Source organism: Shouchella oshimensis (genome assembly GCF_004375095.1).
Taxonomy (GTDB): domain Bacteria; phylum Bacillota; class Bacilli; order Bacillales; family Bacillaceae_D; genus Shouchella; species Shouchella oshimensis.
The window spans coordinates 338,084-361,353 of sequence record NZ_SNUX01000003.1 but is presented as its reverse complement, the minus strand read 5'-3'; the positions used below and the strand labels follow the sequence as shown (position 1 = coordinate 361,353).

The following is a 23,270-nucleotide window of genomic DNA, read 5'->3' as shown; positions in this document are numbered from 1 at the left end:
GGACACGGCCTCAGCCTCCTCCGTGGAAAACCGCCACTCCAGAGTCTTCAGACACGTGCTGATCCCCCAGGAGTCTTCGGATTCCCCTTCCGCTCATTTTCATATAAAAGAAACGACGAACGTTCCTATTTTCAGGAATGTTCGTCGTTTTGGTCTGTCTATCTACTTTTGTCCCAGCCTCTTTAAAAACATTATTGTATAAGAGATATGTCTAAGACATCTTCACTTAAATTGACGTCATTAAAGCGTAAGCCAAAAGGCTCTAACTCTTCAATCATTCGTAAATCAATTACTACATGTTCTTCACTTGGATAGAGATAAATCCATTCTGGCAATTCAGCTATTTGATTAAACATGCGAAGCGCTGTTTCTGGTGAGATCGATAAAAATCCTGCTGACAAATTGTCTGCTTCTAGTAATAAGCTGCCATCTTCTTGTACGGTCGGCTCGAAACGCATGGCTACATCAATTGAAGACAGAACAGCATCTACTTCACCTTCTAAATAAACACCATCCTCAGCCAAGTAGAAGTAGAATGGTATATCTTCTTCTAATAAATTGTCCAATAAAAGATTTGACTGATCTAGCGTCATTTGAAAGCTCAATAATTCTTCGTTCTCACTATTTGTAGTTGGACGCTCCCTTAGATCAGAATCAACGTTCCCGAAGAGCCGTATTGCTCCAATTAGCAATATAGAAAGAATGATCATTAAAATTGTAAGAACAATAAAAAAGCCTGTTTTATAAAAACGGTTGGTTTGTTGTCTCCTATTCATTCTCGCCACTCCTATGTATAAATGTTTTCTACTGCCTTTATACCCTTTTCTACACTCTTTCAACAATAGTTCCACCTATTTTTTGATAATTTTTGTTCTAACTAGAGAAAGCGCTCATGAATCTATCCATGAGCGCTAGACGTTACTAGCAAATCCAAGAAGCCCCGATAATCACTAATAAAATGAATAAAACTACGATTAATGCAAACCCACTGTTGTATCCTCCGCCTGCGTAACTCATGTACATTTCCTCCTTTGAAAATTTCACATTTTTTTTGATAGAAAGCACATTAAGCATGTTGATGTGAAGCATGAAAAGCTCTTCAAAACACGCTTAACCCTTGCCACCCGAAGGTTTTAGAGCTTTCTTTGTGCTTTGTTACCTTATCCTATGCAAAAAGTAAATATGGGTACTAGGCGAATGACCTAATTTCCCAATAATACAGCAATTGTTGTAGGTTTTTATTTATGATATAGTAGGTTTTGTGCAAGAAAAAACTGGGTAATTTATCTGGTTGACCTTGTGTACGAGTTATGCTGATGATAATAGATCTCTTCAAGGAGTGTTACAAATGAAAAAGTACTTACTCGCTGGGTTCGGTGCTGTTGCGCTTACAACTTTAGCAGCATGTAATAATGATGAAGGAAACGGATCTACCATTGCTACAATCGAGGGTGGAGAAACCATTACACAAGAAGCGCTATTTGAAGATTTAAAAAACAATCAACAAGCAGCAGGCGCTTTGCAAAACGCCTTTTTTACAGATTTAACTGAACAGCTATTGGCGCTTGCTGGTGAAGATATGGATTTTTCTGAAGAGCAAATTAACGCAATGGTTGCAACACTTCAAGATGAATTTGGTGTTAACTCAGAAGAAGAGCTCGTTGACATCGTAGTTGAAAGACTTGGATTAGAAGACCGTGACGATATGATTGATAATTTAATCATTCCAGAACTAACTTTAATTGAGCTTCAAGCCCAAGACTTAGACTACACGGATGAAGACATTGCTGCTTATTTTGAAGACAATCGTGAGCAATATGAGCAAGTGGAAGCTCGTCATATTCTCGTTGAGGAAGAAGACGTTGCAAATGACATTATCGAACAATTAAATGATGGCAGTGATTTCGCTGATCTTGCTGAAGAATACGGCACAGATGGCACAGCAACTAACGGCGGCGATCTCGGATTCTTTACACGCGCTGAGATGGACGAAGCTTTTGCAGAAGCTGCCTTTGATTTAGAAGTTGGAGAGGTAACGAGTGAACCTGTTGAATCTGCATTCGGATTCCATGTAATTGAAAAGACAGACGAGGCACTAGAATATGACACAATGCCTGACTCAGCTCAAATGGCTGTTAAACGCGCTTATATTGAAGAAAACGGCCGTGACTTCTTTGCGGTAGTTGTGGACTTGCTTGAGCAATATGACGTAACTGTAGAAGACGAGTTCTTCCAAGGTGTTATTGATCAAGTCCAAGCGAGCACAAACCAACCTGAGACAGAGGAAGAACAGCCAGCTGAAGATGATGCAACAGATTCTGATGAAGATACAACTGATGAAGACACAACCGATGAAGACACAACCGATGAAGACACAACTGATGAAGAGAACGAATAAATAAAACAAGTGGAGTCTGTTGAACGTATCCCAGTCGGATACGATTAGCAGACTTTTTTAGTGTAACGCATAACTAAATAAAAGACCTCCAGATTTGTTTAATATAATGCCCTACCTCTTTAGGTCTTACATCTATTGAGGGTAATTGATTTAAAGGTATCCACATTGGTTCGTACGTGCCTCGTTTTCTCTCTTTATCTCTATACTCGTTCCCCTTCCCTATAGCAATATCACCTTCGAGAATAGAAGCAAGAAAAAAATACTGTGTACCATGATAAAAAATAGTTATGAGCAATCGTTCTATACGAATGTCGACATTGAGTTCCTCTAGTGCTTCTCGAATGGTTGCTTCCTCTAACGTTTCACCCTTTTCTACTCCTCCACCAGGAAAGACATAGTAGGTATGGTTGCTATAAACTCTTTTAACTAACGCGACACTTTGATTTTTAATAAGTACAGCCGACCCTCTACTTCTCATACAACACTCCTTTAAAAATGGTTGCAAAAAACAGTATAGTAAGTCCTATCCTTCTGAAACGCTTTATTGGATTCGTGATATCATCCCCTTGGCTAGCCCCCTTCACCTACCCTTCATGAATAGATTATTGCGCTACAATAACTGCCAGTTGTCCCTTTGTTTTTGGCTTGGCATTCAACATCAATCTGGCAAACCATTACGCAAACAGTAATCGAGGTACAGTATCCCCTTCCTTTTTTTCTTTAAACGATGGCTGATCGTTAAAGCAGTGGTTGCTCTCTTCTTTCTTACGTTTTCAGTACAAACAAAATGCCTTCAGGATGAGATCGTTCTATCCTGAAGGCCATTCTTTTATAATCAAAATATAAGAGTTAAAGCTCTTGCTGTTCTTTCAATTTCTTCGCTTCTTGAATACGTTCCATATAGACATTTCCTTCTTGCTCAATAAAATCCTCATCGATTTCTTTTTCTTCTTTCAGTGCTCGAATCCACTGATAGCCACTAAAGAGAATACCGAGGATTAGTAAATACGTCCACCAAGGACTGGCAAGAACGAATTGACCAACAGATGTTTGTGTTAACAGAAAGGCTACAACTAATACAACTACAGCTCCAAGTGCAAGAAATTGGCTTGTCTCTTTTGATTTCATTAGAATTATTCACCCTTTCTACTTTCTAGTAAGCGTTCCTATCTAATGATATGGTTGAACAAGCCTAAGTAGAACTTCTTTTATAAATCGAGTGGTTTTTTATGAAAGCTCGGTTTATAAAAGCTTCGATTTTCTAATGCCATAATTCGTTCAGAAAATTCTCCTGGTTCTACTCGCTCTAGCGCACGATCCATCATATTAATTTTTGCATCAACGTTATCAATCATATGTAACACCTCTGCCTCACGAATATATGGTGGTTTAGGGCTTCCCCATTCCCCTTTTCCATGATGACTGAGCATAAGATGCTGAAGTATCAATAGCTCTTCACCCTCAATTTTCAATTCTTGTGCCGCTTCGTGAATTTCCATTGCACCAATGGAAATATGTCCAAGCAGCTTTCCTTCAAGGGTGTAGGTTGTATCAATGGCACCAGAGAGTTCTTTCACTTTACCAATATCATGGAGAATGACGCCTGCATAAAGTAGATCTGTATCTAAATTTTCATACTGTGCGGCGATATTTTTGGCAAGACGGAGCATAGAAACAACGTGAAAAGCTAAACCACCCATAAATTCATGATGATTTTTTGTCGCTGCTGGGGATTCTACAAACGCGGTTTGATGCTTCTTCACAATATAACGAGTTATACGCTGGATATTTGGGTTTTGGATATCAAAAATAAATTGGTTAACTTCATCAAGCATGTCTTCAGCTGACAATGGAGCTGATCGCACAAAATCGTTAATCTCAACACCGTCCATTGGACTAGTAGGACGAATGCTAGCAATTTTCAATTGAGTCCGTCCTCTATAATCAATGACATCTCCTTGTATATGTACAATTGTTCTATTTACAAATGTGCCTTCATCTTCTGGCGAGACACCCCATAATTTCGCTTCAATTTCACCTGTATGATCCCCTAAAATTAAGGTTAAGAACGGCTTAGAATTACTCGCTATTTGTTTCGTTGCCGTTTTTATTAACAAGTACCGATTAACCGCTTCCCCTACTTGATGGTGTTTTATTCCTTTTTCCATAACGGTCACCTCTTTTACATTATAATCTTCCATTAGTATAGCATACACCACTCTCTTCGTAGGAACGCTTCTACTTAAAGAATAAAAAAAAGCTTGATCCTGCCACACAGTGACGATGACAAGATCAACCCTTTACGAACGTTTCTTTTCTTTTTTCTTCTGTTTCACATCTTGTGCTTGATAAGGTTTTGGCAATCCAATCGTAAATCGAACGCCTTCCTCCATATTGTCTACCTTCGCAAATCCGTGATGCAATTCGGCAATTTGTTTAACAATAGCTAAACCCAAACCGAATTTCCCTTTATTTCCTTTGTAAAAAGGACTAAACAATTTGCTTAGATCTGCATCAATAGGGTCTCCCTCATTTTCAACAATTACGTAAGAATAGCGCTCATCTTCTTCCGCACGAATCGTTAATTGACGTTTAGCATAGCGCAATCCATTCTCGACTAGATTTTCTAGGAGCACTTCACATTGTTCAATATCCGCCTTTAGTATTTTATCTGCACCTTGTACATCAATGGTTACATCATCTCTTTGATAACGGAATCGCTCTTCAATCTGATACGCCAGTTTTCCAAACGGAAATTCTTCTACTTTAAGTTGATCTTTTTGCATTTGGTCAAGCTTTGTATAATAAAGCATGTCAATGACACGACGCTCCATCCGGTTCGCTTCTTCTGTAATGACATCCATTGTCTTTCCAAGATCTTCCTTTGGTAGAATGCCATCTTTTACTGATTGGGCATAGCTTTTAATGACCATAATCGGTGTTTTCAATTCATGTGAAGCATGCTGAATAAACGTTTTTTGCGCACGATCATAGCTATTTAAATTTTGCCGCATTCGTTCAAATTGATACGAAAGACGCTCAAAATCTTCGTCCCCTTGCCACTTTAACGGCTCTTGCCAGTTTCGATTGGCAATTTGTTCAAGATGATTTTCTAAAATGGCTAACGGTTGTCGCAAATAATGCTTTAACCAAATAGCAGGAAGTAAGCTTAGTGCACTTGTGAGCAATAATAAATAAAGCAGTCGCTCCCAAAGGTTCTGAACCATTTCATCACGATACGTGTCCCACATATAGGTGATAAGATATAAATCAGACCCTTCAATTGGACTAACTAAATCGTTCACCGTATAGAAAAGAGTTTGTCCACCAAACGTCGTTTCATATCGACCTGTTTGGGTATTTTGCTCAACTGCATTTTGGCGCATCTCTTCATGAACCGGTGGGTCAGGCACAACATCAATTGGTGTATTATAGATGGCATACGTCGATCCGGTAATTTCAATTAAAAACGAAACCGTCGCTCGTTGCTCCTGCCTAGATTGGTAAAACCCTGGCTGCTGGCTCAGGAACGTCTCCCAGTTTGCATCTTCCTGCATTAATTGGTCCCTTACACTATTATCAATAATTTGGTAGGTTTCTTCTGTCAGCGCCCCACGGATTGAAATGGGGTAAACAATAATGATGGAGAGTGCAACAAGCACAATTAACGAAACGAATGCAAGCCATATTCGTCTCGTTAAGTTAATTTTTATCATGAGGATAAGATCCGGTATCCGTATCCATAAAGCGTTTCTAAATGAATACGCGGCATTTTCTTACGAACTCGACGGACAACATCGTCAACAGCTCTCTCTGATCCAAAGTAATTATCGCCCCAAACATGCTCGATAATTTTTTCTCTTGAGAAGGCTTTACCAATTTCAGCTGATAACAATAACATTAGATCCATTTCTTTTGTTGTTAAATCAACCGCTTCGTTATTCTCTTCGGTATCAATGATCGTACGTCCGATAGGATCAATGGTATATGCGTTTAGTTCGACTTTTTGTACATCTGATGTACTTGACCCATAGACCCGATTTAAAATTTTCTTTACACGAATAATGAGCTCTTGTGGCAAGAATGGTTTTGACAAATAATCATCACTCCCCATCTCAAGACCTAACACACGATCTAAGTCTTGATCTCTTGCAGAAATAAAGATAACTGGCGTATCTTCTTCATTTTTTATTGCTTTTAACACTTGATACCCATCTGTGCCAGGAAGCATAATATCTAACACCCACAAGTGAGGCTTGTCCGACACTGCATCAACTGCAGCATCGCCATTATCAAAAACCGTAACGTTCCAACCTTCTTTTTGCATATATGCTTTTAAAACTTCTGATAAGTTCTCTTCATCTTCAACTAAGTAAATATCATACTTCTCCATTTTCAGCATCCTCTCTATGTTTCACTTGTAATTCATTTTACATAATTTTAACGGTAAACGCCATTTAAGTATGTAAATTACGTAATCTCACGTATTTATTTGACTATTACTCCGCGATTATGTAATAAAAGGACAACTCGTGTGAGTTGCCCTATAGTAAAGAAATCGCTGCTAGCGCTGTTAAAGGCAGTACCCATCTTCTCCACCCGTATGGACGAAATCCTCCATAGGCATACGGAGGTGGATAGCCATAGCCGTACCCATAGCGATGAGGCTCGTTGGCAGAATGAAAGCCTTCAAGTTGAGTGATTTGCATTGGATATTCATTCTGATCAACTGGATAAAGTACATAGACATTTTCTTGATCCACATATTCGATAACCGATTCAAACTCCTCACCATTCGCTAAAGAAACTTTAACAGGATAGTTTGTATAGCGTTGACATAGCGACATCATTTCTTCGTTCCTCATGTTGTATTCCCCCTTTTTCTTTACTCTATTCATTAAGCTGAAAATAGGTGAATACACACTTTATTCATGATACACTTAATGAAAACGCTATCAGGAGGTTGCTATGACGTATTTTTTAACGGCCTACAACAAAGACAGTACTGTAGTTTTAAATGAGCGTATTGAAGCAGAATCTGAAGAATCCGCAATTCAAGAAGCAAAAGCAAAGCTACAAGAAGCAAACGCACAAACCTTAACCCATCGTTTGACTCACAACGGCAAGATGATCTTGTTTTCACGTTAATAGAAGCCCTAGCGAATGAGACGCTAGGGCTTTAGGTTTATTCTTTTAATTGCATATTTAACTGCTTACGGAACACTTCATGTACCATGTATGCTAGCCCACCTTGATTCATCGTGCGTGTCACCCAATTCGCTTTTTCTTTTACCGAGTCTGTTGCGTCGCCCATCGCTACACCTAGACCTGCCATTGAAATCATCTCTATGTCTTCCTCACCAACTCCTACAACAATAACCTGATCCAAAGAGAGCTGATTTCGCTTCACAAGCCATTGTAGCGCTCGCTCCTTTTCAGCACCAGCTCCAACCAAAAAGCATTCGCCTCTATTCGTTTTCACAAGGTTTAATTCAGGAATCTCTTTTTTAACAATCTCACAAATATAGTCTAAGTCTTTTTGTTCATCACATTTTAAGCTCACGTTTAACGGTCCTTTTCCTTCTTTCAAAACATGTTCATACAAGGAGTCCACATAGGTTAACGGGTATAAAATTTGCTCGCCAGGAGCATTGAATGACATTCTTGCTAAAAGCGTTTGTTTATGTTGTGGACGAATAGACGCGCAATAATCTCCATATTGGAGCTTTACCTCACAATCAAATCGTTCCATCACGTGACATAAGTCTAGTGTCGTTTCAAGACTCAACGGTCGATTATACCATTCATTTTGATCTGTATCAGATATAAAGGACCCTCCGTGAGCAATAATGGTTGCGTCGCATTTTAAATTTCGGGCAATTTTTTTTGCATACGAAAAGGAGTGATTCGTTACCAGGACAACAGAAACCTGCTTTTTTTCTAAGTATGCCATCGCCATTTTTGTCTTTTTCGTTGCCTTCGCATCCCCTTCTAAAAACAGTTTATCAATGTTCATGACTAACAAATTATAGGTTTTCAAACGTGTTCCTCCTTCATGAAGTTCATGTTGTAAAGCTGGACCTATCCTTGTTTAAGTTTTATGCATTTTTAGATGAAGTAGAACACGGATCCATTAAAAAAAGCTTGCCACTTTTAACAAGTGGCAAGCTTTTGTTTATTACTGTTCTTGAGAAGGATCGCCGTAGATTTTCTCCAATGGCTCAGTAATGATCTTGTTTAATTCTGTAATAATCACACTAAGTTGTTGTTCTGCTTCCATTAGCTTTGAAATCAACTCATGCTGCTGAACAAGTTCAAATTGCTGCTGCGCTTGTTGCGCTTCTTCTTCAGAAATTTGGATCCCTTGCATTTGCTTTTGTTGAAGGTCTAACTGAAGCTTACGAAAGTTTTCAAGCATTTTTTTTGCAATTTCATCTGCTTCGATTTGTGCATGTAGCTCATGAAGCGTCTTGAACTCCTCACTTTGTTCAAGTGCGTCTTTTAATTCATGTGCCTTATCATATGTTATACTCATGTTTATCACTCCCTACCCACCGACTATAACATGTCAGTCGACAGAATTCACGTCATACGACCATTCCTAATAAAAAAAATGAACAATTAAAGCTTGAATAAGACCAACGGTTCCTCCAATTACGCCTCCTAATAGGGTAATGAGCCGCAGTTCCTTTTTTGTAATCTTCATAATAAGCTCTTCTAAATTCGCCATAGAAAACGATGCTACTTGCTGTTCGATCACTTCATTTAAGCGCAGGCTCTTCATAATAGATGTTAAATGCACCTCAATATAGCCTGTTGTTACACGGACAAGTTGCGGAGCCCATTTATCGACAATATGATCAATATAGGGGGTTGTCCATGTTTGAAGCGGTGCATCGTACCAATTTAATAGCGGGATAGTCTTTTCTAAGCCGACCGTTGCTTTATCAATGACAATGTCAATGTACTTCTCTGCTTCAAAAGAGGATACTGGTTTATCAAGTAATTGCTCCCATTCACGAGCAAGTAAACCGTGAAGCATTTCTGTTGTTTTTTCATCATCTAAAAATTTAACAATTTCGGGATAGACCATCTCCACAACTTTTTCACTGGAAAGAAACATAGAAACCATTCCACCAAACTTGCCTTTAGAAGACAAAAAGTTAGCTGCCATAGCAGCCATTTTCTCTTGCCCTTCTGCACTCTCTACGTATGCTCTCGCTTTTGACACCATCGTTTCTGAAAGCCCTGGCAAATAGCTAACGATGGAAGTCTGAATTTCCTGTGGAACCAATTGTTTAGCCGCTGTATCTTTGTGCTCGTGCACATATCGCATCAGCCGTTCTTTTAACCATGTTTGTGATTTAATAACAAGCTGCTCTTTACCATTGTCAATAGATAGAATCGGTTTAAGCATTGACTCAATTGTATTGTCACTTGTTAACCACTGTTTGACTCGTCCACTTACCCAATCCGTAAGTTCTTTTGAAAATAACTCACTCGATAACTTCTTGCTTAACCCTTCGGCTGTTAACAAATGATTAGCTACTAAATTTCCCATCTGCGTTGCAAGCTCTCGCTGTCTTCTCGGTAATAGTCCCGGTGTTAACGGCAGTTGCCACTTCCCTATATAGTACGCTCGATGTGGTCGAAACAACATTCTAATCGCTAGTGCGTTCGTCGCAGCACCGACAATTGCACCTACTACAGCGAGAAGAAAAACTAACAAAATCCATTGCACATTAAACGCTTACTGCTTTTTAGCAGCAAACTGCCTCCTTCAGAAAAGAATTTAAATACGTTGTTCTTAGTATAGCTTATTTTTGTTCCCACAGAAAACGAACACTATGATAGACTAAAAATGTAACCCTTTACAACTTGATAAAGGAGTGATTTTCATGCTTGTTCATTTTCAATTTAAACCTTTATATCAACGCGCTCAAAAGCAAAGTTGGGCTTTTTCTTTTTACTTTAAAGGGCAGTTCGTGTCTGGTACTTATCATTTTGACGGCTCCATTACATGGACGGATTCGCAAGTTGACGAGCAAGTAAGGAACGAGCAATTAAAACAAGCTGTCCATGATTTAATGCTTTATCACGTCTATGAAGAAGAACATCAACCGAAGCATAAAATTTAATCCATTTGCCATTCTATTAAGAGGAGGGATGGTCAAATGAAGGAACGAAAAGATTTGGATAGTCGTAAAGAGTACGAACTAGATATTGACCGCTACGTTAACGAAGGTTTACATGGCGGGCGTGTTGATCCACATTCTGGCGGAAAGATTGAAGAAGACATGCCGATTACAAAGGAAAAACAGGATTAAAAAGCTCAATCTTGAGCTTTTTTTTTGTTATACTACACACAAGCGACCAACAGAAAGGTATGTACTCGAATGAATGACATTATAAACCAAACATTTTCACATGCATTTTGGCAGCCTACTGATCACGTAATAGACCGTATTGCTTTTCAAAATAAACAACATATTTTTTATTTTCACCGGTTAAAGATTACAGAACGTGAACGAACGCTCTTATCCTTACTACTAACGGAATTAGATGACACACCGCGTCCAGCTACAATGGAGGAACAAGAATGGTCAAATTATTTATACGCTGTTGGTAAAGAACCACAACATGCTGAATCGTTCATCGCTTTACACTTTTTTATTGAACGACCTATCGATGATCCTGACTCGTTTCGAGAAGCGCTTTTATCATTTTTTCCAATTTCTACACTCATGATTTGGGAAAGCCATACAAACGGCTTGCTCTTATTTCCAGCCAATTATCGTGAATATGATTTAGATGCTTTAACGGAATTAATTGAATCCGATTTCTATACAGTACTTTATACGTTTTTAGGCACTCCTATTCAATTGACCCCATCTAAATCAAGGCTGTTATTTGAGAAAAAGCTGTTTTTAAAACAAATGGATACAAAACGTTCAACTCATATTTTCAGTGCCGCTGAATCCAGTTTAGCTGAATTGAAGCAACAATTACATAACGATGAATTTGAACAATTGCGAAGTCACTTCCTTTCAGATGAGCTACTTCGTGATGAAGAACTGTTACATACAATACATGTCTTCTTCCAAAATAATTTAAATACATCACAAACAGCTAAAGCACTTCATTTACATCGAAATAGTCTTCAATACCGTCTTGATAAATTCAATGCTCAAACGGGTCTTGATTTGCGGGTATTTTCTCATGCAGCGCTAACGTATTTGTTTATACACCAGCCAATTTAGTCCATGTACAGTTTGCACAAAGTCATATTGTCATTCTTTGTGCAAGCTGTACATAGCTTTCATCTTATGAAAGGGTTTACAATAAAGATAGTTAAAAACGAGGGGGAAGAAAAATGGCTTCAATTCAATTAAATAACGTCTACAAAGTATACGATGGTGATGTAACGGCTGTTTCTGATTTTAATCTTGACATCGAAGACAAAGAGTTTATCGTATTCGTCGGTCCATCAGGTTGTGGTAAATCAACTACACTTCGAATGATCGCTGGACTTGAAGAAATATCAAAAGGCGATTTGATTATTGGTGATAAGCGCATGAATGACGTAGCGCCAAAAGATCGCGATATTGCCATGGTATTCCAAAACTATGCATTGTATCCACACATGAATGTTTACGACAACATGGCATTCGGTTTGAAATTAAGAAAGTTTAAAAAAGAAGAAATCAAAAAACGGGTAGATAACGCAGCAAAAATTTTAGGATTAGAAGAAATGCTAGATCGTAAGCCAAAAGCAATGTCAGGTGGTCAGCGTCAACGTGTTGCACTAGGTCGTGCCATTGTACGTGACCCACAAGTATTCTTGATGGATGAACCACTTTCAAACTTAGATGCAAAACTCCGTGTGCAAATGCGTGCAGAAATTACAAAACTTCATAAACGTTTACAAACAACAACGATTTATGTAACTCACGACCAAACAGAAGCGATGACAATGGCGACTCGGATCGTTATTATGAAAGACGGTCTTATTCAACAAATTGGAACACCTAAAGATGTGTATGATAATCCAGAGAACGTATTTGTTGGTGGCTTTATTGGGTCCCCTTCTATGAACTTCTTAAGCGGAAAATTAGATGGAAAAGATTTTGTGATTAATAACCAGCGTATTGAAGTTCCCGAAGGAAAACTTTCTGTTTTACGTGAACAAGGGTTTACAGATAAAGAACTTATTCTTGGTATTCGCCCTGAAGATATTCACGATGAACCTATTTTCATCTCTTCATCAGAAGGAACTAAAATTGATGCGTTAATTGATGTGGCTGAATTAACTGGTGCTGAAACCGTCCTTTATTCTTCAATTGAAGGCCAGGAATTTGTAGCACGTGTTGATTCTAGAACGACTGCACAAAGTGGAGATACAATTGAACTTGCATTAAACATGAATAAAGCCCATTTCTTTAATCCAGATAACGAACAACGTATTCGCTAATAAAAAAAGAGACGAGGTAATCGTCTCTTTTCTTGTTCCATTGTATTTAATTATTTTTGGTAACCGCCACTCATTTGTTGTTCAGCCATTTTAACTAAACGTTTAGTGATTTCCCCACCAACTGAACCGTTAGCACGTGCAGTTGTATCAGGACCAAGGTTAACACCAAATTCTGAAGCGATTTCGTACTTCATTTGGTCAATTGCTTGTTGTACACCAGGTACAACTAGGTTGTTTGAACTTCTGTTATCTGCCATTATGTTTCACCTCCCTGTGTAACTATAGAATGTCACGGTGTCTCGTTTTCTATGTATGCTTAGTTAAAAATTTTTTTAAGGAAATAAAAGGAAATAAATTTTGATTAAAAAAGACAGTTACACAGGGTCATAATGACAAATAAAAAGACTTAATTTCTTAAGTCTTTTTATTCGTTCGTGCTCTATACAGGGTAAACAGGGTGTTTGCGGTCTGTAAAAACGACTTCTTTGGTTTCATATAAAGCGAACCTTCGTGTTAACTCTTCTCGCAAATCGTTTCCATTAACGACTCCATCAATGACTAATTCTGAAGCAAGTCGATACACATCAATATTTTCTTTGTATTCTTCTCTTTTTTCTGCAATAAATGCGGCTCTATCTTCCGGAGCTAATGCCGCAATTTTATTTGCATATACTGCATTTACTGCTGCTTCTGGTCCCATAACAGCAATTTGTGCTTGCGGTAGAGCTAAACAACAGTCTGGATCAAATGCAGGTCCTGCCATCGCATAAAGACCAGCACCATAAGCTTTACGAACAACTACAGAGATCTTCGGAACGGTTGCCTCGGCCATTGCTGAAATCATTTTTGCACCGTGACGAATAATACCTGCACGTTCTACTTTTGTCCCAATCATAAAACCAGGAATATCAGCTAGAAACAGCAATGGGATATGGTACGCATCGCATAAAGTAATAAATCTTGCTGCCTTATCTGCAGAATCGTGAAATAATACGCCACCTTTTGCTTTAGGCTGATTCGCTATAATGCCAATTGTTCTCCCGTTTAAACGAGCAAATCCCGTAATTAGTTCAGGTGCAAATAGCTTTTTAATTTCAAAGAAACTGTTATCGTCTACTAGCCGATCTAATAGATCGTACATGTTAAAAGGCGCATTTTGATTTTCTGGAATGATTTCTTCAATTGACTTAGGTAAATCTTTAGGCGGAATGGCTTCTGATACAGCTACTCGATCTTTATAACTTTGCGGGACATAACCAATGTATTCTCTTGCTAAATCGATCGCTTCTAACTCATCTTTTGCAAGCATATCGCCACAGCCAGACACACGGCAATGCATAGACGCACCACCCATTTCCTCAAGAGAAACATCTTCACCAATAACCATCTGAGCCATTCGAGGCGAGCCAAGATACATGGAAGCATTCCCATCAACCATAATGACAACATCACAAAAGGCTGGAATATAGGCGCCACCAGCGGCAGATGGTCCAAAAAGAATACACACTTGTGGAATTTTCCCAGATAGTTTTACCTGATTATGAAAGATCCTGCCTGCTCCTCTTCGACCTGGAAACATGTCAACTTGATCGGTAATACGCGCTCCAGCTGAATCAACTAAATAAAGCATTGGTACTGCTAATTTCTCAGCCGTCTCTTGAATGCGGATAATTTTTTCAACTGTTCGTGCACCCCATGAGCCTGCTTTTACCGTCGAGTCATTTGCCATAACACAAACGGTTTTACCGTTAATTTTACCGGTTCCGCAAACAACTCCATCAGCAGGTAATCCTTCTGCTTCTGAATTCGCAAACATACCGTCTTCGGTTTCTAGGCCATCATCCAATAAAAGCGCTAGTCGCTGTCGAACAAAACGCTTTCCTTTCGCTTCATTTTGCTGATGGTATTTTTCTTGTCCGCCTTGGTGAATCGTCTCTACTTTTTCCTTGTATCGCTCTTCAATACTCATCGCTCTCACCTCTAACACCCTTGATAGCGGGGTTTTCTTTTTTCTTTAAACGCATTTAATCCTTCCATTCGATCTTCTGTATTAATCGTTTGCTGATACGCATTGTTTTCGACCTTTAATCCATCCTCCATTGCGCAGTCTAGACCTCTGTCTATCGCTTGTTTTGCAGCGCGAATCGCAACAGGTCCATTTTGTGCGATAACGGTCGCTAGTTCGACTGCTTTTTCATACACTTGAGAAGAAGGAACAGCATATTCACATAGCCCGATATATTCAGCCTCTTTACCACTGATACGTTTAGCTGTATAAATTAACTCTTTTGCTTTACCGACACCAACAATACGTGGTAAACGCTGTGTTCCTCCTGCACCTGGAATGATCGCTAGTGAGGTTTCCGTTAAACCGTACTGCGCTTTCTCTGAAAATACTCTCAAATCTGCCGCAAGAGCCAATTCCAAGCCACCTCCTAAAGCTAGACCATTTGCGGCAACAATAACGGGCTGAGGAAGTGTGGATATTCCTTGAATGGTGTTCCCAATTAACTTAACGGCTTCACGAACATCTTCTTCCGTCATAGCCATACGTTCTTTTAAATCTGCTCCGGCGCAAAACGCTTTTTCTCCAGCCGAACGAATAATGATGACCCTTGCTTGAGAATCTTCTCGTAATGCCTCTACGTGAACATGTAGCTCTTTTAACAGCTGCGTTGATAAGGCATTTGCAGCGTTTGGTCGATCGAGCGTTAACGTAACAACCTCTTTTCCTTCTTTTTTCAAAAATTGGTTAGTCAAGTTCAATTAAATGATCTCCTTCGTTAACAAACTCTCCTTCTGGTTTAAGAATAGCTTTTACCGTCCCTGTCACCTCTGATTCAATGGGAATCTCCATTTTCATTGATTCTAGAATCGCTACTTCTTGTCCTTGTTCGACTTGATCACCAACTGACACAACTACTTTCCACACATTACCAGCCATAGATGCTTGTATATAACTCATTGGTTAACCTCCTGAATTCGTTTTATTAGTTCGTCTCTATACGTATCCATAAAAGCAGTTGTTGCTCCCCCTTGTTGGAAAACAGGGTGATGGACAATAGCCTTTAATGCCGGAATATTTGTTTTAATACCAGTCACTGTGTAATGATTTAGTGCGTTTTCAAGCTTTGCTATCGCATCATCACGATTCGTTCCATGAACAATAAGCTTTGCAATCATCGGATCATAAAAATGACTAATGACGCTCCCTGCTTTTATTGGACACTCGTGACGAATGTGCGGCGCTTCGGGCAATTCAATTTTTTCCACAGTACCAGGCGACGGAAAAAAGCGAATCGGGTCTTCTGCATAAATTCTAGCTTCAATGGCATGACCTGTTGGCGTTAATTCTTCTTGCTTCCACGGCAACGTATCACCAGATGCAATTCGAATTTGCCATTCTACTAAATCAAGCTTATAAATCTCTTCTGTTACTGGGTGCTCTACTTGAAGTCTCGTGTTCATTTCTAAAAAATAGAACATTCCGTCTTCATCTACTAAACACTCTATGGTCCCTGCATTTTGATAGTGAATGGCTTGTGCTGCTTTTAATGCCATATTAATCATTTCTTGTCGACCTACATCTTTTAAAAAAGGCGACGGTGCTTCCTCAATTATCTTCTGATGTCTTCTTTGAACAGAACATTCTCGCTCACCAAAAACAAGTGTACGCCCTTTTCCATCTGCTAATACTTGTAACTCGATATGTCTTGGGTTTTCTATATACTTTTCGATATAGAGGGCTCCATCTCCAAAAAATAGTGCAGCTTGTTTCTTATTTTTTTCAAACGCTTTTTGGCAATCATCGTCACTACGGCAAATTGTAATTCCAATTCCGCCTCCACCTGATGCTGCCTTTAACATAACCGGATAACCAATGTTATTTGCTTCAAACAATGTATCTTCAATTGTCTCCACTGCATCTGTTCCAGGGATAACGGGCACCCCTGCTTCCATCATCGTTTTTCGAGCTTGAAGCTTATCCCCCATAAGGGAAATGATCGATGCATCCGGTCCAATGAAACGAAACCCGTGTGATTGGCATTTCTCAGCGAAAGCAGCTTGCTCTGATAAAAGTCCATAGCCAGGATGGATAGCGTCTACATTTGCTTCTTTCGCAATAAGTAAGATACGATCTTGATTTAAATAACTTTCTTTCACGTTGGATTCTCCAACCATGTACGCTTCATCAGCTAATACCGTATGCTCAGCATCTCGATCTGCTTCCGAATAAATGGCTACGGTGCGAATCTTCATTTTTTTACATGTCCGAATGATACGAGAAGCAATTTCACCACGATTTGCAATGAGAATGGACTGAATCATAAAATCGACCCCTTTCCTTATCTTCCTAAACCTAGATGTCTAGCAATGACAAGCCGCTGAATTTCTGATGTCCCTTCACCAATTTCTAGTAACTTCGCGTCTCTTAGCATTCGCTCTACCTCATATTCACGCATATAGCCGTAGCCACCATGAATTTGCAGTGCTTGATTACATGTACGGGTAGCCATTTCAGAAGCAAATAGCTTCGCATATGCGGCTTCTTTTCCAAATGCTTTCCCGCTATCTTTTAACTGTGCAGCTTTATGCACCATGTTTCTTGCCAGTTCAATTTCCATTGCCATATCCGCAAGTTTAAACTGAATTGCTTGAAAGGAGCTAATTGCTTTACCAAACTGCTTTCTTTCTTTTGAGTACGCTAATGCACGATCAAAAGCTGCTTGTGCAATACCTACTGCAAGAGCCGCTATGGAAATTCGTCCTCCATCCAACGTATATAAAAATTGACTAAATCCTTTGTCTGGATCACCTAATAAATTTTCTTTTGGTACACGGACATCTTCTAAAACAAGTTCACACGTATTCGAAGCCCGAACACCCATCTTGTCGTAGTTCGATGAAATGGTAAAACCAGGTGAATCCGTTGGAACTATAAATGCTGAAATGATCTTTTTGCCGTTTTCTTTTTGACCGACAACAGCCGTAACAATGACGGTTCGAGCATATTCAGCATTGGTAATCCAACACTTTTCACCATTAATAACATATTCATTTCCTTCTAAACGGGCTTTTGTTTGTGTTCCACCAGCATCGGATCCTGCATTTGGCTCAGTTAGCCCAAAAGCACCAAGCGATTGTCCTTTTGCAAGAGGTGTAAGGTGCTCGCGTTTTTGTTCTTCCGTGCCGTAATAGTAGATTGGGCTTGCACCAAGTGACACTGCCGCTGCATAACTTAACCCTGTTCCACCACACGCGTAGCCAATTTCTTCAACGGCTAATGCATAAGAGACCGTGTCGCCTCCAGAGCCACCATATTCTTCAGGAAATGGAATACCTAAAACACCTAATTCTCCTAATTTTTTAAAGATGTCCTGTGCAAATCTTGACTCTTGATCAAGCTGAACAGCTAATGGAGCAATTTCCTTTCGTGCAAACTGGCGTACCATATCCCGAATCATAAGTTGATCTTTTGTCAAAGTCATTATGTGTTCTCCTCTTTTCCCTTAATATGAGCGGTCGTTCAGAATCAGACCAAAAAAGATAACTTCAAAATGTAAGCGCTATCAAAATCGTAACGTACTCTTATATGGAAGTCAAATCATTTCTCTCTACTTTATGGCTATTCAGTCTATTCATGCCACCTTTTTAAATTTCCATTATTTTATGGTCGTATGTTTTAATAAAAATCGAAACCTATATGTATACACAACCGTAAATATGAAGAAGAAGGAAGAAGGAGGAACAGTATGATCTTAATTATTCTTATTGGTATAGTTGTTATCATTGGACTTTTGTGGGCTGGAAGTTATAATTCCCTCGTTAAACATCGAAACTGGGTGGAGGAATCTTGGGCTCAAATTGATGTACAGCTAAAACGACGCTATGATTTAATTCCAAATTTAGTTGAAACCGTTAAAGGCTACGCTAAACATGAAAAAGAAACATTAGCTTTAGTCATAGAAAAACGTAATACCATTGCCGAACCAAATGCAAGTCGGAATGAGCGAGTGCAAGAAGATGCACAACTAAACGGTCTTTTGCGTCAGTTATTTGCCTTGAGTGAATCCTATCCTGATCTAAAAGCAAATCAACAATTTTTACATCTACAAGAAGAGTTAAGTGGGACAGAAAATAAAATTGCTTATGCAAGACAAGCTTATAACTCAATGGTGATGCGCTACAATACAAAGATTGAATCATTTCCACAAAACATCATTGCTTCTGCTCATTCCTTTACGAGGAATGATATGCTTGACATCCCTGACGAAGAGAAAGAACCTGTTCGAATTACGTTTTAAGGAGGTTTAGGCGCTTGTTCTATACGCAAATTGCTCGTAATAAACGAAATACCGTCTTTCTTGTTTGTTTGTTCATCATCATTGTTCTTGGGATTGGGTCAGCTGTCACGTATGTGAGAGCCGGTGATTATATTAGCGGGGCCATTTTTGCTGGTGTAATTGCTACCGTTTATACGATCTTCATGATTACAACAAGTACAAATGTGGTAATGCGCATGAACCATGCTAGAGAAATCACTTCATCAACAGACCAAGCTTTTTTATGGCACACTGTAGAAGGCCTATCCATTGCAGCAAGAATCCCTATGCCTCGTATTTATATCATCGACGATCCAAGTCCTAATGCATTCGCAACAGGAATATCGCCTAAATCAGGTGCTGTAGCAGTAACAACAGGTTTGATGAACCGTTTAAATCGAGAAGAAATTGAAGGTGTTCTAGCTCACGAAGTCGCACATATACGAAATTATGACATTCGTCTTTCTACAATAGCCGTCGCCCTTGTTTCTGCTATAGCTATTCTTAGCGATATTGGTATGCGGTTCTTTATTTTTTCTGGTGGTCGAAACAATAACAATAAACATCCGCTCATTATGATTATTGCTCTCCTTCTCGTTTTACTAGCACCTATCATAGCAATTGTTATGCAGCTCGCGATTTCACGGAACAGAGAATATTTAGCAGATGCTAGTGCAGTGGAACTAACGAGAAATCCAGAAGCACTTGCCACAGCATTAGAACGAATTACCGATACACACACACCCGTTGAAGAAGCATCAAGTTCAACAGCTTCACTTTACTTTGCAGATCCACTAAAGAAAAAAGCAGCTTCCTTATTTTCTACACACCCACCAGCTGACGAACGCGTACGTAGACTTAGACAAATGTAAAAAAAAGTCGCTAAATTAGCGACTTTTTAATTGGGCTCGTTCCATATCTACTTGTTGAAGCATTTCAACTAAAATCTTCATACCCGTTTCAATTTGATCTTCTGTGGCGTGGGTGAAATTAAGTCTTAACGTGTTCGCTTTTGGATTCTCTGCATAGAAGGGTGCTCCTGGAACATAAGCCATTCCTCTTTCAACAGCTCTTGGAAGAAGCGCTTCTGCATTCACTTGTTCTTGAAGTTCAAGCCATAAAAACATTCCACCTTTAGGCTCAACAAAATGTAGTAATCCGTCACTCCTTGCTTGCTGCAGATGGTAGACCATCGCATCTTTACGAGTACGGTACACTTCGCTTATCTTCTGAATGTGACCATCAAGATCGAAATTTTGGCACAATTCATAAAGAGCTTGGTGTGCTAAGGAATTTGAGTGTAGGTCATTAGCTTGCTTAGCTTGTGCCATCATTCGAATAATTTGATAAGGTCCCACAATCCACCCAGTACGTAAAGCAGGAACCGCCGTCTTGGAGAAGGTACTAGTATAAAGAACGTGAGAGCCATTATCAAGAGCAGCGATAGGCGTATATGAATCATTTGTAAACTGAATATCACCGTATGGATCGTCTTCAAAAACAAGTACATGTTGCTTTTTTATAAGGCGAACTAACTCTTTCCTTCTTGCTAATGTCCAAACACGACCTGATGGATTGGAAAAAGTCGGGACAACATAAACCATCTTCGGATTATATTGTTTTATTTTCTCTTTTAAGTCGCTCATGACCATACCATCTTCATCACACTGGACTGACACAATTTGTGCTTCATACGATTGGAACACTTGAAGGGCAGCTAGATAAGTAGGCTCTTCTGTTAAAATAACGTCTCCTGGACTGATCATAACACGTGCGAGCAAGTCGATAGCTTGTTGTGAACCCGTTGTAACGAGTACATCATCTGCTGAATAGCCTTTTATCCCTTTAACAGCCATTCGTTGTAAGATCACTTCCCGCAATGGGCGATAGCCTTCTGTCTCTCCATATTGAAACGCTTTATTCCCTTTTTCAAAAGCACTGGAAAATGCGTCCTTTATAGCTTGTGTGGGAAACAGACCATCGTCTGGAAGTCCTCCAGCAAATGAAATGACATCTCCTTGATTAACAATTTTCAAAATATCCCTTACTACTGACGATTGCAAATGTCGAACTCGTTTTGCGAATGCGTATTTCATCTCTACTCCCTCAATTCCATTCTTTTTTTATATAAAAGAGTGCTTTTATTCTACCTCATTTAACTAAAAAGTCAATTAATTTAAACAGAAAAACCTTTCTTCAATGTGGTTTACATAAAAAAAGGTCATAGGAACAACTTTTAGCATTCCTAGGACCCTCCTATTTACTCTTTAATAGCGGTGTACTGTGATTTCACTAATTGATAGTAAAGGCCTTTTTCTGTCATTAATTTGCTATGTGTGCCCTGTTCCATCACATGACCTTGCTCAAGCACAATAATGTTATCAGAATCCCGTATCGTCGATAAACGGTGGGCAATCATTATGGCGGTTCGCCCAGCAAGAAGCGTCTTTAACCCATCTTGAATTTTCAATTCCGTTTCTGTATCAATACTAGCAGTTGCCTCGTCAAGAATGAGGATTTTAGGATCTGCAAGCAGTGCCCGAGCAAAAGAAAGTAACTGCCTCTCACCTACTGACAGGACGCTTCCTTGCTCTTCTACTTCTGTAGCATAGCCATTTTCTAATTTACTAATAAACGTATCTGCACCGATTGCTTTAGCTGCATGCATGACCTCATCATCACTTGCATGAGGATTACCAAAGCGAATATTTTCCATAATTGTGCCTGCAAAAATAAACGTATCTTGTAACACATAGCTAACATGGCTACGAAGATCACCTACTTTAATATCTTTAAGGTTCACATCATCTAACAGCACTTCACCTTTGGACGGGTCATAAAAACGGCTCATTAAGTTAACTATCGTTGATTTACCTGAGCCTGTGTGACCTACTAACGCTACAGTTGTCCCGGCTTCAAAGGTTAAATTGATTCCTTTTAACGCCATTCGCTTGTCATCATATGAAAACTCAACGTCTTTGAAGACCATTTTTCCTTTTACATCGGTTAACGGTTTTGCGTCTTTCTTGCTTTTAACATTTGGTTCTTCATCTAAAAACTCAAAGATTCTTTCACTTGAAGCCATTCCAACAAGTAGCTGATTATACACTTGACCGAGTCTTGAGATTGGTTCCCAAAACATGCCAATATAAAAAGCAAAAGATACAAAAACGCCTAACGTCAATCCGCTACCGTCACTTTGAATAAGAAACGCTCCGTACCATATAAGAATGGCGCCACCGATGGCACTAGCCATCTCTACAAATGGGCGAAACATCGCATTTTGCTTCGTTGCCTCACGCCAGCTTTCATAATTCTGAGTGTTTACATCATCAAAGAAGTCCATGTTCTCATGTTCTTGGGCATAGGCTTGCGTAACCCGAATCCCTTGAATGCTTTCATTCAAGTGAGAATTTAATCGGGACTGGCGTAAACGAACCGTTTGCCAAGCCCGACGAATTTTTCTTCTTAACTTTGTTGAGATAAAGAACATAATCGGCAAGATAATTAAAATTACAACAGCAAGTTCTGGACTCAAGTAAAACAAAATTGCTACAATTCCAAGGAGCATAACGATGTCCATTAACAAGTTAATGACACCGTTTGTAAATAAATCTTGCAGCGAGTTGACATCATTAATGACTCGAACGAGAATGGATCCAGCTGATCGCTTATCAAAAAAGCGATGGGATAAATGCTGAATATGATCAAACAGTTTTTTTCGAATATCAAAGATGACAAATTGCCCTAGCTGGTTCATCCAACGTATCCTAAAGTAATTGGCAACATATGAAACAGCATAAAGACCAAGCACAATCGCTGCGTATACGAGCATATCCTGTGTTGTCGCTACACCTTGCTCTAGCTGTCCTACTGCAAAGACCCCAATGAAAATAGGTATTGCTAAGCGAACAGCAGTAGCAAACAGCATCATTAGTATCGTTTTCGGTAACAGCGTTTTCGCATACGGCTTTAAGAAATTAAACAACCGCACCATTTGTTTCCAGTTAAACGGTTTTTCAATAATTTGTTCAACAGGATAATGAAAACGCGTTTTTTTCCTCACTTCTTCCATCAT

At 39.2% G+C, this 23,270-nt stretch carries 27 protein-coding genes; 8 read left to right on the top strand and 19 right to left on the bottom strand.

Annotated features, from left to right (window positions below):
- Positions 1 to 191: 191 nt before the first annotated feature.
- Both E2L03_RS12590 and E2L03_RS12585 read right to left on the bottom strand, forming a co-directional pair.
- Positions 192 to 776, bottom strand: a complete 585-nt coding sequence (locus tag E2L03_RS12590; protein WP_124741759.1) for a DUF2140 family protein — start codon at positions 774 to 776, stop codon at positions 192 to 194.
- A gap of 145 nt (positions 777 to 921) precedes the next feature.
- Complete coding sequence (locus tag E2L03_RS12585; protein ID WP_078390824.1) at positions 922 to 1,017, bottom strand: YjcZ family sporulation protein; 96 nt, start codon at positions 1,015 to 1,017, stop codon at positions 922 to 924.
- A 331-nt stretch (positions 1,018 to 1,348) separates the two neighbouring features.
- On the opposite strand from E2L03_RS12585, the gene E2L03_RS12580 reads away from it, so the two are divergent.
- A complete protein-coding gene (locus tag E2L03_RS12580) occupies positions 1,349 to 2,398 on the top strand; it encodes a peptidylprolyl isomerase (protein WP_124741758.1) in 1,050 nt (349 codons plus the stop codon).
- Between the two features lie 73 nt (positions 2,399 to 2,471).
- Here E2L03_RS12580 and E2L03_RS12575 read toward each other — a convergent pair whose 3' ends face one another.
- From E2L03_RS12575 to E2L03_RS12550, 6 genes are all read right to left on the bottom strand, one after another.
- Complete coding sequence (locus E2L03_RS12575) at positions 2,472 to 2,876, bottom strand: NUDIX hydrolase (protein WP_095149933.1); 405 nt, start codon at positions 2,874 to 2,876, stop codon at positions 2,472 to 2,474.
- A 371-nt stretch (positions 2,877 to 3,247) separates the two neighbouring features.
- Positions 3,248 to 3,526: a sporulation YhaL family protein gene (locus E2L03_RS12570; protein WP_078440192.1), complete on the bottom strand. Its 279-nt coding sequence runs from the start codon at positions 3,524 to 3,526 to the stop codon at positions 3,248 to 3,250.
- A gap of 80 nt (positions 3,527 to 3,606) precedes the next feature.
- Positions 3,607 to 4,566 carry a 3'-5' exoribonuclease YhaM gene (gene yhaM / locus E2L03_RS12565; protein WP_038478577.1) on the bottom strand — a complete coding sequence of 320 codons (960 nt, stop codon included), beginning with the start codon at positions 4,564 to 4,566 and terminating at the stop codon, positions 3,607 to 3,609.
- A gap of 132 nt (positions 4,567 to 4,698) precedes the next feature.
- Positions 4,699 to 6,114, bottom strand: a complete 1,416-nt coding sequence (locus tag E2L03_RS12560) for a sensor histidine kinase (protein WP_055737339.1) — start codon at positions 6,112 to 6,114, stop codon at positions 4,699 to 4,701.
- Positions 6,111 to 6,791: a response regulator transcription factor gene (locus tag E2L03_RS12555; RefSeq protein WP_124741757.1), complete on the bottom strand. Its 681-nt coding sequence runs from the start codon at positions 6,789 to 6,791 to the stop codon at positions 6,111 to 6,113. Before E2L03_RS12555 ends, E2L03_RS12560 begins: the two co-directional genes overlap by 4 nt.
- A 151-nt stretch (positions 6,792 to 6,942) precedes the next feature.
- Entirely contained in the window at positions 6,943 to 7,263 is a 321-nt protein-coding gene (locus E2L03_RS12550; protein ID WP_038478574.1) for a hypothetical protein, read from the bottom strand.
- A gap of 103 nt (positions 7,264 to 7,366) precedes the next feature.
- Here E2L03_RS12550 and E2L03_RS12545 point away from each other — a divergent pair, with 103 nt between their 5' ends.
- Positions 7,367 to 7,546: a YhzD family protein gene (locus tag E2L03_RS12545; RefSeq protein ID WP_038478572.1), complete on the top strand. Its 180-nt coding sequence runs from the start codon at positions 7,367 to 7,369 to the stop codon at positions 7,544 to 7,546.
- A 37-nt stretch (positions 7,547 to 7,583) separates the two neighbouring features.
- On the opposite strand, the gene E2L03_RS12540 is transcribed toward E2L03_RS12545, so the two are convergent.
- The 3 genes from E2L03_RS12540 to E2L03_RS12530 form a co-directional block, all read right to left on the bottom strand.
- Positions 7,584 to 8,438: an HAD-IIB family hydrolase gene (locus tag E2L03_RS12540; RefSeq protein ID WP_134259310.1), complete on the bottom strand. Its 855-nt coding sequence runs from the start codon at positions 8,436 to 8,438 to the stop codon at positions 7,584 to 7,586.
- A 138-nt stretch (positions 8,439 to 8,576) separates the two neighbouring features.
- On the bottom strand, positions 8,577 to 8,933 hold the full coding sequence (locus E2L03_RS12535) for a YlbF/YmcA family competence regulator (protein WP_134259309.1): 357 nt from the start codon (positions 8,931 to 8,933) through the stop codon (positions 8,577 to 8,579).
- Positions 8,934 to 8,999: 66 nt separating this feature from the next.
- On the bottom strand, positions 9,000 to 10,139 hold the full coding sequence (locus E2L03_RS12530; RefSeq protein WP_134259308.1) for a DUF445 domain-containing protein: 1,140 nt from the start codon (positions 10,137 to 10,139) through the stop codon (positions 9,000 to 9,002).
- Positions 10,140 to 10,296: 157 nt separating this feature from the next.
- On the opposite strand from E2L03_RS12530, the gene E2L03_RS12525 reads away from it, so the two are divergent.
- The 4 genes from E2L03_RS12525 to E2L03_RS12515 all read left to right on the top strand — a co-directional run bounded on the left by E2L03_RS12525 (position 10,297) and on the right by E2L03_RS12515 (position 12,869).
- Positions 10,297 to 10,536: a YheE family protein gene (locus tag E2L03_RS12525; protein WP_038478558.1), complete on the top strand. Its 240-nt coding sequence runs from the start codon at positions 10,297 to 10,299 to the stop codon at positions 10,534 to 10,536.
- 36 nt (positions 10,537 to 10,572) lie between these two features.
- Positions 10,573 to 10,725, top strand: coding sequence for a hypothetical protein (locus tag E2L03_RS20450; RefSeq protein ID WP_166740298.1), 153 nt, complete (start codon positions 10,573 to 10,575; stop codon positions 10,723 to 10,725).
- Between the two features lie 69 nt (positions 10,726 to 10,794).
- Positions 10,795 to 11,658, top strand: coding sequence for a PucR family transcriptional regulator (locus tag E2L03_RS12520; protein WP_134259307.1), 864 nt, complete (start codon positions 10,795 to 10,797; stop codon positions 11,656 to 11,658).
- Positions 11,659 to 11,771: 113 nt separating this feature from the next.
- Positions 11,772 to 12,869, top strand: a complete 1,098-nt coding sequence (locus tag E2L03_RS12515; RefSeq protein ID WP_055737335.1) for an oligosaccharide ABC transporter ATP-binding protein MsmX — start codon at positions 11,772 to 11,774, stop codon at positions 12,867 to 12,869.
- Between the two features lie 50 nt (positions 12,870 to 12,919).
- Here E2L03_RS12515 and E2L03_RS12510 read toward each other — a convergent pair whose 3' ends face one another.
- The 6 genes from E2L03_RS12510 to E2L03_RS12485 form a co-directional block, all read right to left on the bottom strand.
- Positions 12,920 to 13,126, bottom strand: coding sequence for an alpha/beta-type small acid-soluble spore protein (locus tag E2L03_RS12510; RefSeq protein ID WP_038478549.1), 207 nt, complete (start codon positions 13,124 to 13,126; stop codon positions 12,920 to 12,922).
- 182 nt (positions 13,127 to 13,308) lie between these two features.
- On the bottom strand, positions 13,309 to 14,838 hold the full coding sequence (locus E2L03_RS12505) for an acyl-CoA carboxylase subunit beta (RefSeq protein WP_038478546.1): 1,530 nt from the start codon (positions 14,836 to 14,838) through the stop codon (positions 13,309 to 13,311).
- 11 nt (positions 14,839 to 14,849) lie between these two features.
- A complete protein-coding gene (locus E2L03_RS12500; protein ID WP_055737424.1) occupies positions 14,850 to 15,629 on the bottom strand; it encodes an enoyl-CoA hydratase in 780 nt (259 codons plus the stop codon).
- The gene (locus E2L03_RS12495; RefSeq protein ID WP_134259306.1) at positions 15,622 to 15,834 is read right to left on the bottom strand and encodes an acetyl-CoA carboxylase biotin carboxyl carrier protein subunit; all 213 of its coding nucleotides are present in this window, start codon (positions 15,832 to 15,834) and stop codon (positions 15,622 to 15,624) included. Before E2L03_RS12495 ends, E2L03_RS12500 begins: the two co-directional genes overlap by 8 nt.
- Positions 15,831 to 17,198 carry an ATP-binding protein gene (locus E2L03_RS12490; protein ID WP_134259305.1) on the bottom strand — a complete coding sequence of 456 codons (1,368 nt, stop codon included), beginning with the start codon at positions 17,196 to 17,198 and terminating at the stop codon, positions 15,831 to 15,833. The genes E2L03_RS12495 and E2L03_RS12490 overlap by 4 nt, the downstream gene beginning before the upstream one ends.
- 17 nt (positions 17,199 to 17,215) lie before the next feature.
- Positions 17,216 to 18,358: an acyl-CoA dehydrogenase family protein gene (locus E2L03_RS12485; RefSeq protein WP_124741752.1), complete on the bottom strand. Its 1,143-nt coding sequence runs from the start codon at positions 18,356 to 18,358 to the stop codon at positions 17,216 to 17,218.
- 264 nt (positions 18,359 to 18,622) lie between these two features.
- On the opposite strand from E2L03_RS12485, the gene E2L03_RS12480 reads away from it, so the two are divergent.
- Together E2L03_RS12480 and htpX are read left to right on the top strand one after the other, a co-directional pair.
- The gene (locus E2L03_RS12480; RefSeq protein WP_134259304.1) at positions 18,623 to 19,174 is read left to right on the top strand and encodes a LemA family protein; all 552 of its coding nucleotides are present in this window, start codon (positions 18,623 to 18,625) and stop codon (positions 19,172 to 19,174) included.
- A gap of 14 nt (positions 19,175 to 19,188) precedes the next feature.
- A complete protein-coding gene (gene htpX, locus E2L03_RS12475; protein ID WP_134259303.1) occupies positions 19,189 to 20,064 on the top strand; it encodes a zinc metalloprotease HtpX in 876 nt (291 codons plus the stop codon).
- A gap of 15 nt (positions 20,065 to 20,079) precedes the next feature.
- Here htpX and E2L03_RS12470 read toward each other — a convergent pair whose 3' ends face one another.
- Complete coding sequence (locus E2L03_RS12470) at positions 20,080 to 21,288, bottom strand: aminotransferase-like domain-containing protein (protein ID WP_055737329.1); 1,209 nt, start codon at positions 21,286 to 21,288, stop codon at positions 20,080 to 20,082.
- Positions 21,289 to 21,452: 164 nt separating this feature from the next.
- The gene (locus tag E2L03_RS12465) at positions 21,453 to 23,270 is read right to left on the bottom strand and encodes an ABC transporter ATP-binding protein (RefSeq protein ID WP_134259302.1); all 1,818 of its coding nucleotides are present in this window, start codon (positions 23,268 to 23,270) and stop codon (positions 21,453 to 21,455) included.